Source organism: Xylophilus sp. Leaf220 (assembly GCF_001421705.1).
Lineage (GTDB): Bacteria > Pseudomonadota > Gammaproteobacteria > Burkholderiales > Burkholderiaceae_C > Xylophilus.
Map to the genome: position 1 here is coordinate 221,552 of NZ_LMKO01000002.1, position 15,339 is coordinate 236,890.

The 15,339-nt window shown below is 66.3% G+C and carries 6 protein-coding genes; 5 read left to right on the plus strand and 1 reads right to left on the minus strand.

All coding sequences use genetic code 11. The features are described 5' to 3' along the window. Positions 1-15 precede the first annotated feature (15 nt). Positions 16-1,575: a YifB family Mg chelatase-like AAA ATPase gene (locus ASE76_RS05850; protein WP_055836157.1), complete on the minus strand. Its 1,560-nt coding sequence runs from the start codon at positions 1,573-1,575 to the stop codon at positions 16-18. Between the two features lie 245 nt (positions 1,576-1,820). On the opposite strand from ASE76_RS05850, the gene ASE76_RS05855 reads away from it, so the two are divergent. The 5 genes from ASE76_RS05855 to ASE76_RS05875 all read left to right on the plus strand — a co-directional run. After that, entirely contained in the window at positions 1,821-6,272 is a 4,452-nt protein-coding gene (locus tag ASE76_RS05855; RefSeq protein ID WP_055836161.1) for a choice-of-anchor U domain-containing protein, read from the plus strand. Continuing rightward, positions 6,269-7,192, plus strand: coding sequence for a hypothetical protein (locus tag ASE76_RS20430; RefSeq protein ID WP_156362529.1), 924 nt, complete (start codon positions 6,269-6,271; stop codon positions 7,190-7,192). The genes ASE76_RS05855 and ASE76_RS20430 overlap by 4 nt, the downstream gene beginning before the upstream one ends. Before the next feature lie 20 nt (positions 7,193-7,212). After that, a complete protein-coding gene (locus tag ASE76_RS20820) occupies positions 7,213-11,826 on the plus strand; it encodes an Ig-like domain-containing protein (protein WP_168389219.1) in 4,614 nt (1,537 codons plus the stop codon). A gap of 477 nt (positions 11,827-12,303) precedes the next feature. Further along, positions 12,304-15,090 carry a hypothetical protein gene (locus tag ASE76_RS21445; protein WP_369793375.1) on the plus strand — a complete coding sequence of 929 codons (2,787 nt, stop codon included), beginning with the start codon at positions 12,304-12,306 and terminating at the stop codon, positions 15,088-15,090. 23 nt (positions 15,091-15,113) lie between these two features. Next, positions 15,114-15,339 (plus strand): hypothetical protein (locus ASE76_RS05875; RefSeq protein WP_055836173.1); only part of this gene is annotated, 226 nt, incomplete at its 3' end.

A 15,339-nucleotide genomic window follows, 5' to 3' on the forward strand; every position in this document is an offset into this window, starting at 1 on the left:
TATAGCAAATCGGTCCTAGCCCGCAGCTGGCCGCAGCGCCCGCCGGTACTGCACCGCTTCGGCCACATGGGCCGTCTGCACGTCCTCGGCGCCCGCCAGGTCGGCGATGGTGCGGGCCACCTTCAGCGCCCGGTGGGTGCTGCGGGCCGACCAGCCCAGCTTGGCCGCCGTTTTCTGCAGGAATGCGAGGGTGGCCGGCTCCAGCGGTACGTGCGCGTCGATCGCCTGGCCCTGCAGTGCCTGGTTGGCGTGGCCCTGGCGCTGCATCGCCCGCTGCCGGGCGCCGACCACGCGCGCGCGGATCGCGGCGGTGCCTTCACCCGGCGGGGCCTGCAGCAATTCATCGGCGGGCAGGGAGGGCACCTCGATCTGGATGTCGATCCGGTCGAGCAGCGGGCCTGAAAGCCGCGCCTGGTAGCGGGCGATCTGCTCGGGCGAGGAGCGGTAGGGCTGCGCGGCGGTGCCCAGGCCGCCGCAGGGCGTCGGGTTCATCGCCGCCACGAGCTGGAAGCGGGCCGGGAATTCGGCACGCCGGGCGGCGCGGGCGATCGAGATGGTGCCGGTCTCCAGCGGCTCGCGTAGCGCCTCCAGTGCGGCACGGGGGAACTCGGGCAGCTCGTCGAGGAACAGCACGCCGTAGTGGGCAAGCGAGATTTCGCCGGGCCGCGGCGGCGAGCCTCCGCCCACCAGGGCCACCGCGCTGGCCGTGTGGTGCGGGCTGCAGGTCGGCCGCGTGCCCCAGCGCTCCAGGGCGAAGCGGCCCGCCAGGCTGGCGATGGCGGCGCTCTCCAGCGCCTCGTCCAGTTCCATCGGCGGCAGCAGGCCCGCGAAGCGCTGCGCCAGCATCGACTTGCCCGAGCCCGGCGGCCCCACCATCAGCAGGCTGTGGCCGCCGGCCGCGGCGATCTCCAGCGCCCGCTTGGCGGCGGCCTGGCCCTTCACGTCGGACAGGTCGGCGTACACCGGCTGCGGCCCGGCCGCCGAGGGCTGCATGCGCGCCCAGCCGCTCGGGTCCGCCGCACCCGCGTCGCCGGCCGCGGCCTGCGCGGCCACGGCGGGCGGCAGGAAGCGCTGCACCACGTCGAGCAGGTGGCGCGCGCCGTAGACCTCGCGTCCCGGAACCAGCGCCGCCTCGCCCGCGCTCTCGGTGGGCAGCACCAGCCGGATGCCGGGCGCCGCCCGGCGCAGGGCCAGCGCGGTGGCCAGCGCGCCGCGCACCGGCCGCAGCTCGCCCGACAGCGTCAGCTCGCCCGCGAACTCCCAGCCCGCCAGCTGCGCGCCGTCGACCTGCCCGCTCGCCGCCAGGATGCCGAGCGCGATCGGCAGGTCGAACCGTCCCGAATCCTTCGGCAGGTCCGCCGGCGCCAGGTTGACCGTGATCCGCTTGTTGTGCGGGAACTCCAGCCCCGCGTTCTGCAGTGCCGACCGCACCCGCTCCCGCGCCTCCTTCACTTCCACATCGGCCAGCCCCACCAGGGTGAAGCTGGGCAGGCCGTTGGCCAGGTGCACCTCCACCGTGACGGCGGCGGCTTCGAGGCCCTGGAGAGCACGGCTTTGGACGGTGGCGAGTGTCATGGGAATCCTGATGAGAGCAAGGGTTGAGCGCACGCAATCGCCTTCGACGGCCCATCGAACAGAGACCGTTCATCAATTTCAAATGAGAAATCACGATCGTTAGCATGCCTACGCTAGTAACATAAGTTACTATTTATGACATTTTATGATCGGGCCGACGGTGCCGTTAGCAGATGGGAAAACAAATGCGCTGTCGGCTACGGGCCTGCTTTGGATATGCCTGGCTTCGATTGCTGTGGTTGGTCATGGCCGTCGCCGGCGCCCTGGGGCTCCATCCCGCGACGGCACAGGACGCCGACTGTGCCGAGGTCAAGATCGTCATAGAGCAGAAGCTTTCGCTCGAACGCCAGGCGTTCGATGCGCACATGGTGATCACCAACGGGCTCGACGGGAAAGCGCTGCAGAACGTCAAGGTCGATCTTTACTTTCTCGACCAGGCCGAACAGCCGGTCGGCGCCACGTCCGACCCGAACGCGCGTGGCACGTCGTTCTTTTTTCGAACCGACCGGCTGACCGGAATCGAATCGATCGGGGGTTCTGCCGGAATCGCGGGCAAGTCTGCAGCCGACATCCACTGGCTGATCGTCCCGGCCGCTGGCACCGGAGGGCTGGAGTCCAAGGGCAAGCTCTACTACGTCGGTGCCAAGGTCACCTACACGCTCAACGGGCAAACCAGCAGTGTCGATGTCACGCCCGACTACATCGTCGTGCGTCCGCAACCCCTGCTCAAGCTCGACTACTTCCTGCCGGCCGATGTCGTGGGGGACGACCCGTTCACCGATGCCGTGGAAACGCCCGAGCCGTTCACGCTGGGCGTGCGCATCAAGAACAACGGCGGCGGTGTGTCGTACAAGACGAACATCGAGTCGGCACAGCCCAGGATCGTAGAAAACAAGCAAGGCCTGGCGATCGGCTTCCAGATCCTGGGGGGCTACGTCGCCGACAAGCCGGCCGGCAAGAGCCTCCTGCTCGATTTCGGCGACATCGCACCCGGCACTTCGCAGATGGGTCGGTGGGACATGGTCACCAGCCTGTCCGGCAAATTCGTCGCGTTCGACGCAAGCTACGTTCATGCCGACAGTCTGGGCGGCGCAGCCACGTCGCTCCTGCAGGAGGTGACGACCCACACCCTGGTTCGCGACGTGCGGGTGGACCTCGCAGGGCGCGACAACGTCCGCGACTTTCTTGCCAAGGACGTCGACGTCCTGCGTGTGTACGAGTCCGACGGTCTGGATACGGTCGTCGCCGACCGGTCCTCCAGCGCGAAGCTGCAGTCGTCGGGCAGCACGGCCGCGTTGACTTTCCCGGCGACACCTGGATTCGCGTTCGCTCGGGTGGCCGATCCATCGAACGGCAACCGGAGCCCCGCGCGGGTGCTGCGCTCCGACGGCAAACTTTTGCCGCCCGAGAACACCTGGCTCTCCAAGATCCAGAACCAGGACCACAGCTGGTCCTATTTCCTCAACATCTTCGACGTCAATTCCACCGGCAGCTATGCCATCGGATTTTCTCAAGGCAATACCGGAACGCTTTCCGGCGCTGTCTACCACGACCTGAACGCCAACGGCCTGCGCGAGCAGGAGGAGCCCGGGTTGGGCCTCGTCGGTCTCGACCTCAAGGGCCAGACTGTCGGCGGTGTGGCCGTATCCAGCACCGCGTACACCGATCCCCAGGGCCGGTTCTCGTTCGCCGGGCTCGGCGCCGGACGGTACGCACTGCAGGTGGGAACGCGTTCCGGCCTGGTCGACGGTGCAGTCCTGCCCGGTGGCGCCGGTGGCGTGCCCTCGCCCGGAGCACTGGCCGACATCGTCGTCGGGGCCGGCAGCGTCGGCGACGGCATCCTGTTCGCCAAGCGGGCCGGTGCGGCAGCCACCATTGCCAGCGCCGATCTCTCGGTCCAGATCGCCGCCAATCCGGTCAAGCTGCGCCGGGGCGCCACCGCGAGCGTGACGGTGACCGCGACGAACGCAGGTCCGGACGCCGCCACGGCGGTTTCCGTGGCGACCGGTCTGCCCGCTGCGCTGGTGCCGCAGAGCCACATGCCGAGCGTGGGTACCTATGCAGCCGGCGTGTGGAGCATCGGCACGTTGGCCAAGGGCCAAACCGCGACCTTGCGGCTGGATACGCTCGTCGGCTCGCTTGCACAGGCTGCGGCGGCCACCGCAGCCATCGGCGGCACCACCGCCGATCCGCTCGCATCCAACAACACCGCATCGGTGTTCGTGCAGGCAGACACCCAAGGCAAACTTCGCCTGGACCAGAGCATCTCCAAGGACTTGCGGTTCCTGGTGCTGTCTTCATGCAGCAGCACCATGTCCGTTGCAGCCGAAGAGGATTGCGCCGTCGCAAAAGCGGCGAGGGCCAGAGCGGGTCTGGCGGCGCTGGGCTACAGCTCCGTCGCCGTCACCCGACTGTCGGACTACCGAGCGGCTTTGCGTTCCGGACGGCACACCGGAATCTGGCTCGACGCCGGCATGCGGAAGCTGGACGCAGCCGCCATCGAAGAAACGCGCGCTGCCGTCCGGCGCGGCGCCGTGCTGGTGGCAGCAGGCAAACCAGAAGGAATCGCAGCGGAACTGTCGGATCTGATGGGTGCCCGATACGCCGAAGATTTCAGCGCGGACGCGAACGCCGTGGCATGGGACGGTGGCGGAGCGTCGCCAACGACCGTTGCCGGCGGCTGGCCGCTCCAACTCCTCGGTGCGCAGGAAATCGTGCGTTTTCCGGCGCACGGGGTCGCGGCAGCCGTTGCCGGCTACGGCCAGGGCAAGGTGTTCAGCTTCGGCTTCGATCTCCTGGCCGCTCTGCCGCCCGCCGGTGCCGGCTCGGCCTTGGGTGGTTTCGTGAAGCTGCGGCTCGACGAGGCTGCGGCGTCGATCCAGGAGCCGATCGCAGCAGGTGGCTACGCCTCGATGCGCACCACCCTCGGCAACGATGCCGACACTTCGGTGCAGGCGCGGGTGTCGGCCGACCTCTCTGCCGGTATGCGGTGGATGGATGGCGCACCATCGCCCGTGGATCCCGCATCGCAGAGACTGGTGTGGAACGTCCCCGTTCCGGCGGGTGCGGAAAGCACCATCCGTTGGCAGCTTCGAGTGCCGCAGACCTCGGGCAGTTTCGCGGTGCAGACCGATGCGGCCGACGTCGCGGTGCCGGACAGCCGTGTCAACGCCACGCAGACCTTGGATGTTCTGGGTACGGACGTGGTGGTGCCGCGCGCCATCGGCGGCCTGTCATTGCTCGCAGGTGCCGCGACGATGCCCGGCGCATCGATCGCCGCCGCACGATCGGCCGTATCTGCGGCACAGCTTGCGTTCGCGGAAGGGAACTACGACCAAGCCATTACCCAGCTGGTCGCGCTGGAAAAGGTGCTGCGGCCGCTGCCTGCCAGTGCGCCCCTTATGGCCGTGCGGCTCGATGCCGCGCGTTGGATGGGTCTCGCCGCGTTGCGTTGGCACGACCAGGCTTCCGCATTGCGGCCGGTCGCCCTGGTCGCGGTGGCGGGAACCCCGCAATCCGCGCGCCTGGGCCAGCCCTATGCGCAAGACCTGACGGTCAAGGTGGTCGATGGCAGCGGAAATGGGGTAGCGGGAGTAGCGGTCGACATGGCCCTTCCCGGCGCCGGACCTGCGGCGCTTTTCGCCGGTGCTGACCGCACCGCGCGCATGGTGACCGATGCCGGCGGAATCGCGCGCTTCGCCGCACCGACCGCCGACGCCACGGCGGGCCCGCTCCAGGCGGTGGCCACGGTGGCGGGCATCGCACGCGCCCTGGTCTTCGAACTGACCAACCTGGATCCCCAGGCGCCTTCTCCGGTGCTGGTCGCCACCGGCGGCGACGGCCAAAGCGCGATCGTCGAGACTTCCTTCGCACTGCCGCTGACGGTACGGGTCGAAGGTCCTGGCGGGCAGCCGCTCGCAGGGGTACCGGTACGCTTTGCCATCGTCGGCGCGGGCGCATCCGCCGTGTTCCCAGACCGGACAGAAACCACCTTAGCCGTTTCGGGGCCGGACGGCATCGCCACATCGCCCCTGCTTTCGGCAAACGGAGTCCCCGGTTCTTTCGTGGTCGCGGCAAGCACGCCGGGCGCAGCGGTCGCGGTGAACTTCCGTCTCTCCAATCTTTCGATAGGCGCCGGCAGCAGCACCTTCAGAGGCAACACCGCGACCGGGACCGGCATGGTGACCGCCGTGTCCACCGGCGGCGGTGCGACGTGCGGCTTCGACCCTTCCGCGACGCAGTTCCTGCCCGCCAGCGGAGCCGGTACCCCACCGGGCGCGGTGGCCTTGCCGCACGGCTTGTTCGCATTCGCGCTGGTCGGCTGCACGCCGGGCAGTGTGGTCACGATATCCACTACGTGGCCCGATTTGAACGGCATTACCGGCTACCTGAAATACGGTCCTACGCCGGATACCGGTGCGGGGCAGAACGCTTGGTATGCGCCGAGCAATGTGCAGGTCAATGGCAACACCATCACCTACACGGTACAGGACGGAGGCTTGGGCGACGACGACTTGGCTGCCGACGGGCGCATCGTCGATCCCGGCGGGCCGGTGGTCCAGGCGCCGGTTGCACCGGGCCCGCGGTCTCCGGCTTCCATCCCGACGCTCAGCCCCTTCGTCCTCGGATTGCTGTCGTTGGCCATGGTGGCATTGGCTGCGACCGGAGCGCGTCGCAGCAGGATCGCCGTGCCATGACGGAGCGTCTTGTCACGGCGTGTCGCGGTGTATGGCGCGGGCCGATCTGGATCTGCGGCATAGCTGCGGCACTGCTGGGTCCGCTGGGTGACGGCGCCGCGGCCGAATCGCTTTCAACCATGTGTTCGCGCACAGAACACGAAGCAGCGATGCCGGCGCCTGCAACACAGGCCGCAGTCCCCCGGCACGAGACGGTTCCGGTCGCTCAGGTACCGGATTGCTGGGTCGCCTGGACGCAAGGCTCCCGGCCGTCCTCCGCAGGCAGTTTTTTGATCGACGTGCGGCCGGCTGAAAAACTCGGTCAGGCCGCCATCCCTGGAGCGCTTCAGATCAAGCCGGCAGAGATCGTGGGAAAAGGTTTTCTGAGGCAGGAGAACCTCTTGCTCGTGGGTACCGGATACGACTCTCGGGCGATGGGCCAACTGTGCCTACACCTGCGACAAGCTGGATTCAAAAGCGTTTTCGCACTCAAGGGCGGTGCGCGCGCCATGAATCCTGCCGGAGCCGCTTCCGGTAGTACCCGAGCGCTGATTTCTATCGATGAGATGAGCAGCGCTGAATTCGCAGGTGGCGTTGCAACAAGTGGATGGAGGATTTGGGCAGTCGATCTAGAACCGAGCGAAATTGCCCTGTTGCCAGCCGTGCCTGAAAAAACATTTTCCAAAGAAGAATTCTCCTTCCTGCGCGAGCTGCTCGCGCAAGAAATGAACGTGAAACCAGCCGATGTCCAGTCCGAACTGATAGTCATCGGGAAAAACCAAAATGCGGTCGAACAAGTGAGGCCGCACACCGAGAATATTGCGGCAAACGTATTCTGGTTGAGCGGTGGCTGGGACGCCTATTCAAAATACTTAAAGGATTGGCAGCTTTCTTCTTCGCATGCAGGCGCAAGCACAAAGAGACCCTGCGGAGCGCCTTGATAATGAAAATGAAAAATCGCATGACGTCCGACAAACGTGCCACAACGCAGCGGAAAGGCAGGTACCTCGAATCCATGAGGATGCTGCTTATATTGCTGCTGGCGGCAATTACCTCGTATTGTGTTTCCGCGCGCGCCGAGACAGTGGAGCTTCCTGTCAAGGACGGTTTCAGCTACTGCTCAAGAGATGTGGATATCGGATTCAAGTTCGAATATTTTGGAAACGAATATTCCACAGTCGACATCAACGGCAGAGGGCTTTGGTTCGTCAAGGATCCACCGGTCGACGGCGATTGCAGCGGCAGATACTCTCCCGACGCGATCGTCGCCTCTCCGAATTCGCAGTCGTTGATGTTCAATTTCTATCAGAAGCCGGCAGCGGTGCATTACGCGCTGACCGGGCAAGCGCCGAACCGGGTGTTCACGATGCAAGTGACCGATGCGGCGACCGGATACTATTCGCAGGCGCAAACCGTCACGTTCCAAGTCAAGCTTCTGGAAGCCGGAAATCGGGTGATTTTTCTTTACCCGCCCGTCTCGGAGCTTTATCAGGTACAGACACCGGTGGGACTGTATGCAGAGAACGGCCAAAAGGTGGAGTTCGACGGTCGGCCAGCGCCTGCCGGTATCGGTCAGGCCATCGAATTCAAGAAAGATGGCTCCGGAAATCGCTTTGCAGAATTGAACGCATCCGACGCGTTCACCAGCATTTCGAATTTTTCGGCATGGGGCGACTATTTTCAGAAGATCGAAGCTGCAGCGCGCTATTCGAGGACAAAACTCGACCCTCCCTACTCGAAAGAAGCACCGAGCTTTTCATGGTATCAACTGCCGGCATTTCCAGAGAACGAAATTGAGATCGTTCGGAACAATCTGCCTGGAGTCATATATTCCACATCGGATAATAAAATATCCTACGACAAAGCCTACGCAAACAACGATTCGTTCAAAGCCAGAATGCGCGGTCGAACCAGTCCGGCGTCTGATTGGACGGGTTGGACAGATTTCTCTGCGCCGATGCAAGTCGATCTAAAGCCGCCAGTGGTCGAAATTTCGGCAATTTCCACCAAGTCGGAAGGTGTTTTGTTCAATTACGTTCTGTTCGACGAACTCAGTGGAGTGTACAACGCACAAGTTTTTGTCTGCGATGCGGCCGATTTCTATAGGGATTGCAAAGTATTCTCGCTGGATTCAAAAAAGAGCGCGATTCAAATGGGCCCGCTCGAGTCGAGATATAAATATTTTCGAATACAAACCAGCGACAACACGTTCAATCAATCGGTCTCTGTGCCTGCATTTTTCCAAAGCAATGGTATTCCGGGCGACCCTCCGCAGGCCTCCTTCAGCGTGGAGCCCGACACCGGAGAAGCGCCACTTCAAGTCGTAGTGAACGACACATCGACAGGGCTTGTAGAGGGCGTGGAATGGAACTACGGCAATTCCACGAACACACCGGTCTACAGCACAGAAGGCGAATATACGATCGTGCTCACCGCCCGTAATTCCAGCGGCATGAGCCGCGCCACCAAAAAAATCTTCGTGGGCCCGGACGTCGCAGGCCCTGATTTCAAGAGCGTGAGGATCAACGGCGTGGAAGTCGCGGGAACAGCCACCGTCGATACCGCGCTGTCGCTCAAAGTCGAGGCGACCGACAGGAGCGGGGTGGCAGAGGTTCGGTCCGTCTTCAACGGACGGACCATGCAGATGGTGGAGAAGACGTTGAACTCCATCCCCTACTACGAGCTTCCGATCGAGGTCGAATCCCTCTCGAACGGTGCTTACCCGATGCAGCTCGTTGCACGAGACCGCAAAGGCAACGAAAGCACCCGCAGCATCACGGTGGTGGTGAGCCGGCCGATACCTCCCGCACCCACGCTGGTGCTTCCCGCCGCGAATTCGACCGTGCGGCAAAGTGGTGTGACCGTCGTGGGAGCGTCCGTACCAGGCGCTCAGGTTCAGCTCTATCTCGACGGGGCGCCCAGCGGTGTGGCGATCCCGGTCGGTGCCGCGGGAGACTTCACTGCACAACTCGTGCTTCCCCGCGAAGGAAGCTACACGCTGGAAGCGGCTGCGACCAACCGGTCGGGCACCGGGCCCAGAAGCGATGCCGTCGTTTTCCGTTTCGCACTGGCCACGCCGGAAGTGCTGATTCTTTCTCCTGCAGCCGGAGCAGAACTGGCGGGTACCGTGCCGTTCGAGGCGTCGGTTGCCGATGCCGCGGGCGTCGCGTCGGTTTCCCTGTCGGTGGACGGAGTTTCGGTCGCCACGCTCTCGGCTCCGCCCTACGTCGGCAGCTGGAACGCAGATGCCGCCCAGGAAGGCAGCCACTCGTTCAAGGTCGTCGCACTCAGCATCAGCGGCAAATCGGCCACGGTCGAGCGGTCCGCCATCGTGCGAAGAGCGATAGCTGCTCCGGTGGCGCCGCCCACTGCCTATACCGGCGTAGTCCGCTCCGCATCGCCTGCAGTGTCTTATGGCGAACAGCGCGTCACCATCGCGGGCGCTGCACTCGATCGGGCCAGCGGGCAAGGTGTTCCCCATGCCGTGCTGCGTCTCTTGCTGCGGGTGGACGGTTTCCAGCGCAGGATCAACGTGGCGACCGACGACCAGGGACAGTTTTCCTACGAATTCGTGCCGCAGGCCGGCGACAGCGGAAGCTACGCCGTCTCGGCCCTGCATCCGGACGAGGCCGCAGGTGCCGACCAGGCCCGCTTCGTCGTCAACCGGGTGTCGTTCGATCTGGCCAGCTACAGCTTGTCCGCCGCGCGCGGCTTTGCCGCCACGGTGCCGGTGCAGGCCACGGCCAGCGCCGGTACCGGCGTGCGGGGCCTGCGTTGGGTGGCCCGGCCCGAAGACCAGCCCTCCGGTTCTCTGCCGGCCGACATCCAGATCGACGGAGGCGCCGGCATCTCCATCGCGGCCAACGCGAGCGCGCCGATGACCATCGGCTTCACCGCCAAGGCCACCGCCGCCCCGGCCGGAACGGTCATTCTTGCTGCGCTGGCCGAGGATTCCGGTGCCATGGTGCGCGGGCGGCTCCGGATCGACTACCGGCTGGTCGACGCCATGCCCGCGCTTTTCGCCACGCCGACGTACCTGGAGACAGGCGTGCGGCAGGGCGGCAACGCGAGCGACACGGTCGCGATCGGAAACCGCGGCTTGCTGCCCGCCACCAATGTGCGGATGAGGTTGGTCGACAGTCGCGGTGGCGTCCCACCCGCGTGGATGGCGCTTTCCAGCGCTGCCGAGATCGGCGTGCTGGACGTCGGCGCATCGGTCGCGGTGCAGCTGACGGCTACGCCGGACGCGTCGGTGGCCGACGGCGTCTACAACTTCAAGCTGCTGGTATCGGCCGACAACGACGTGGGGGGTACGGTGCCGGTATCGGTCGCCGTCACGCAGAGCGGCGTGGGACATGTGGTGTTCGATGCCGCAGATGTCTACACCGCCACGCTGGATGCGGGCGGCAAACGCATACCGGGCCTGCAGGGCGCCAGCATCCGGTTGCAGAACGAAGCCGTGCTGTCGATCCAGAAGACCGTGATGACCGATGACCAGGGCGTCGCCACGGTCGGCGATCTGCCGCCGGGCATCTACCTGTACCGGGCCAGTGCGGCGAACCATGCAGACACCAGCGGACGCGTGCGCGTACGGCCGGGTGTCGCGACCAAGGAGCATGTGTTCCTGGACTACAAGGCGGTCAATATCGAGTTCAGCGTGACGGAAACCACGCTCAAGGACCAGTACGACCTGACGCTGACCGCCACCTACAACACCCAGGTGCCGGCTCCCGTGTTGCTGGTTGAGCCGCTGTCGGTCAACCTGCCCGGCCTGCAGGTCGGCGAGGAATACACCGGCGAAATCGTGATTTCGAACTACGGCCTGGTGCAGGCGGACAACGTCGGCTTCACGCCGCCGCAATCCGATGCGTACTACCGCTACGAGCTGTTCGGCCAGGTCCCCAAGGTCATACCGGCCAAGACGCGTATCGCCATTCCCTACCGTGTCACCGCACTGCAGCTCCGGCCGCTGAGCTCCAGCGCTCCAGCCGATCCCGCGGATTCGCCCTTGAAGGCCTATGTCAAAGGCCTGACGCGCAAGAACACCGCGTCGTGCTCCAGCTACGTCATGTCCTTCGGCCTGACGTTCTCGTGGCTCTGCGCCAACGGGGACCTCAGCAAGGGCAGTGCAAGCGGGTACTTCAGCCGCATCTCGGGCGCCAGCTGCACCGGCGGCGGCGCAGGCGGCGGCGGTGGAGGCGGCGGTGGGGGTGGTTTCGGTGGCGGCGGTGGCGGATGGAGCGGTGCTGCGATCCCACTAGCCCCTGGCTGTACGCCCCGGTGCACGTCGGCTGCTTGTTCTCCTCTTGGACGTAGCCCAGGGAACAGCAGCAGCAACAGCAGCAGCAACAGCAGCAACAGCAGCAACAGCAGCAACAGCAGCAACAGCAACAGCAACAGCAACAACAACAACAACAACAACAACAACAACAACAGAGGAGGCAACGGAGGAAATGGCGGCTGTGGACTCGGCGCTAACTGTTCGGTTCCCGCCTCTTTACCTGGCCCTGGATCTCCTCCGCCTAGCTCGCCCACCCAAACTCCAGATGAGCAACCGCCATGTCCCAATTCCTGATGAATGCTTCTACCTATTTGGATAGGGCAGCGTCACTTCCTGTCCGGGATCTGAAGCGCCAACGCGTCGGCGTTATCGGGTGCAGCCTGGTTGGCGAAACAGTAGGTCTTGTCCTGCATTGGGCCATTGCGTCCACCTTACTGTTCATGCTGTGGTGCCTGCCGCTGTCAGTTTGGTCCCAACAGGTGCGCCTGCCCAACGGCGAGTACACCGAGTCGAGCGCCGACCTGCAGGTCAAGACGCGGGGCGGCTATATCGGTGTGTGGCGCAGCTGGGCGGGCGCCGGTGGCACGTCAACCCGGCGTGGACGGGGTCGCCTCGCCCTTCTGCACCGACAGCGACACGTCCTTGACCACCGTGCGGCTGCCGTAGGCCTTGCGCAGGTNAGTTTGGTCCCAACAGGTGCGCCTGCCCAACGGCGAGTACACCGAGTCGAGCGCCGACCTGCAGGTCAAGACGCGGGGCGGCTATATCGGTGTGTGGCGCAGCTGGGCGGGCGGCCGGTGGCACGTCAACCCGGCGTGGACGGGGCTCGCCTTCACCCCCGACCCGCTCGACCAGAGCGTCAAGACCATCGAGCGGTCGGGATCGCTCTACCAGCGCAGCGGCACCAGCGACCTCTACATCTTCGACGGCGTCTTCGGCGATGCCGTCTTCATCCGCAGGAACGGCACCGGCTGGCGCTGGTTCGACCGGCAGGGCAACTGGATCCTCTACGACGCGCGCGGCCGCATCACCGCCTACGGCGACGCCAACAGCCTGCAGGTGCAATTCGTGATCGACGCCCAGGGCCAGCGCATCGCCGCACAGGACGCCCTCGGCAACCTGCTGCTCACCTTCACCTACCGTGACGACCGCCTCATCGCCGTCCAGGACCGCGCCGACCGCAAGATCCTCTACGCCTGGGTGGGCGACCGGCTCGCGCAGGTGACCGACGCCCGCGGCGGCCAGTGGCGCTACGAATACGATGCCCGCGGCCAGCTCACCAAGCGCACCGACCCCACCGGCGCCTCCGTCCAGATCGCGTATGCCGACAGCGTCCAGGCCCCGCCGCCCGCCATGGACAGCGGCAAGAACGCAGCGCAGGGCATGCCCGCCAGCGGCATCGTCACCACCAGCGTGCCCGTCAGCACCGCGGCCGGCGGACCCGGGCGTGTCGGCAAACTCACCGACGAAGCCGGCACCGCCACCCTCTGGAACACCACCTACGACCGCACCGCACGCCAGTACACCGTCACCACCCAGCTGGCCGACGGCCAGACCGTCGTACGCCGCTACGACCAGGACGGCCGCCTCACCCGGCAGACCGTCAACGGCGTGGACCGCATCAAGCTCACCCGCGAAGGCACCCGCATCGACCGCTACACCGATGCCCGCGGCCTCACCAACACGATCGAGTACGACGGCAACCGCCAGCCCGTCAAGCTGACCTACCCCGACGGCACCGCGGACCTCTTCGCCTACGACACCCAAGGCCGGCCCACCCAGCACACCAGCGCCCTCGGCACCGTCACCCGGCTGGAATACGACGCCAAGGGCAACCTCGTCAAACAGACCGAAGCCCCCGGCACCCCCGAGGAACGCACCACCGCCTGGGTCTACGACGCCTGGGGCCAGCCCACCGAAACCACCACCGCGGCCGGTGGCGAATCCGCTCGCCTGCAGGCCCGCTACGACACCTGGGGCAACCTGAGCGAACTCACCGACGCCGAAGGCGCCGTGCGCCGCTACACCTACAACGCCATGGGCCAGGTGCTGCAGCAGACCGACCCCCTGGGCTTCGCCTGGACCGCCGAGTACGACCCGTCGGGCAACCTCACCAAAGCCACCGACCCCCTCGGCCACAGCCGCAGCTGGCGCCAGGACGCCGTCGGCCGCACCCTCCAGGCGACCGATGCCCTGGGCCAGACCGTGCGCTACGCCTACACCCCCCGGGGCCAGACCGCCCGCTACACCGACCCCCTGCAACAGGACTGGACCTACGAATACGACCCCCTGGGCCGCTGGACCAAGAGAAGCAGCCCCGGGGGCCTCTCCGTGCAGATGGCCTACGACGCAGAGGGCCGCACGGCACGGCAGACCGACCCGGCCGGCAACGTCACCCAGAACGTCTACGGCACCGCAGCCGACGGCCTGCTGGGCCTGCTCGCCGCGCGCGTCTACCCCACCTACCGGGAGGAGTATCGCTACGACCAGCGCCGCCGCCTCACCCAGCGCATCGCCGTCCTCGACCCCGCCAGCCCCGATCCCGACAGTCCGGCCAATCGCCAGACCACCCGCTTCGGCTACGACGCCGCAGGCCAGCTCCTGAGCGTCACCGCCGCCGACGGTGCCACCACCCTCGCCCAGTACGACCCCCTCGGCCGCAAGACCCAGGCCGTCGACGCCCTCGGCGGCAAGACCCGCCAGGCGTGGAACGTCCACAGCCAGCCCACCGCCCTCACCGATGCGGCCGGCAACACGCACCGCTTCGCCTACGACAAGGCCGGCCGCGTCGTCAGGGAAACCAGGCCCGGCGGCGGCACCACCCTCTACGCGTACGACGCCGCCGGCCAGCTCACCCGCCGCACCGAGCCCGCCGGCAACAGCGCCCGCTACACCTACGACGCTGCCGGCCGCAGGACCGAGGCTGCCTACACGGCAGCGGACCAGACCAGCCCGAGCCAGACCGTCACCACCACCTACGACGCGGCCGACCGGATCGCAAGCATCCGCCAGAGCGCCGACAGCGCCACCGGAGCGCCCGCCGTGCAGATCGCCTACCTGCGCGACGCCGCCGGCCGCAAGACCCAGGAAACGATCACCTACGGCAGCGGCGCCGGCGCCATCGCCCAGACCCTGCGCTACGCCTACGACGCCGACGGCCGCCAGACCCAGCTCACCTACCCCGACGGCAGCCAGCAGCGCTACAGCTACGACAAGGGCCGCCTCGCCTCGGCCCAACTGCCCAACGGCCAGACCATCGGCTGGAGCGGCTGGCGGTGGAACGCCCCGACCCAGGTCGCCTTCCCGCGCGCCACCCAGACCCTGGCCTACGACCCGCTGCAGCGGCTGCGCAGCAGCCAGGTCAGCGGCGCCGACGGCAGGCTGCTCGACCGGGGCCTGACCTACGACCTGGCCGGCAACATCACCCAGCGCCAGACCGAGGCCGGCAACTTCGCCTACGCCTACGACCGCCTGGGCCGCCTGACCGAAGCAACATCACCCAGCGCCAGACCGAGGCCGGCAACTTCGCCTACGCCTACGACCGCCTGGGCCGCCTGACCGAAGCCACCCCGCCAGCAGCATTGCAGCGCAACGCGGCCAACCCGCAAGGCCTGCCCGCGGAGCGCTACACCTACGACGCCGTCGGCAACCGCACCTCCAGCGCCCACCAGCCCGGCGCCTGGGCCTACGGCGCGGACAACGAGCTGCTGCAGTGGGGCACTGGCGCCGAGCAGACCCGGCTGCGCTACAACGCCAACGGCAACCTGCAGCAGCAGAGCTACGCGGGCCAGACCAGAACCCACCGCT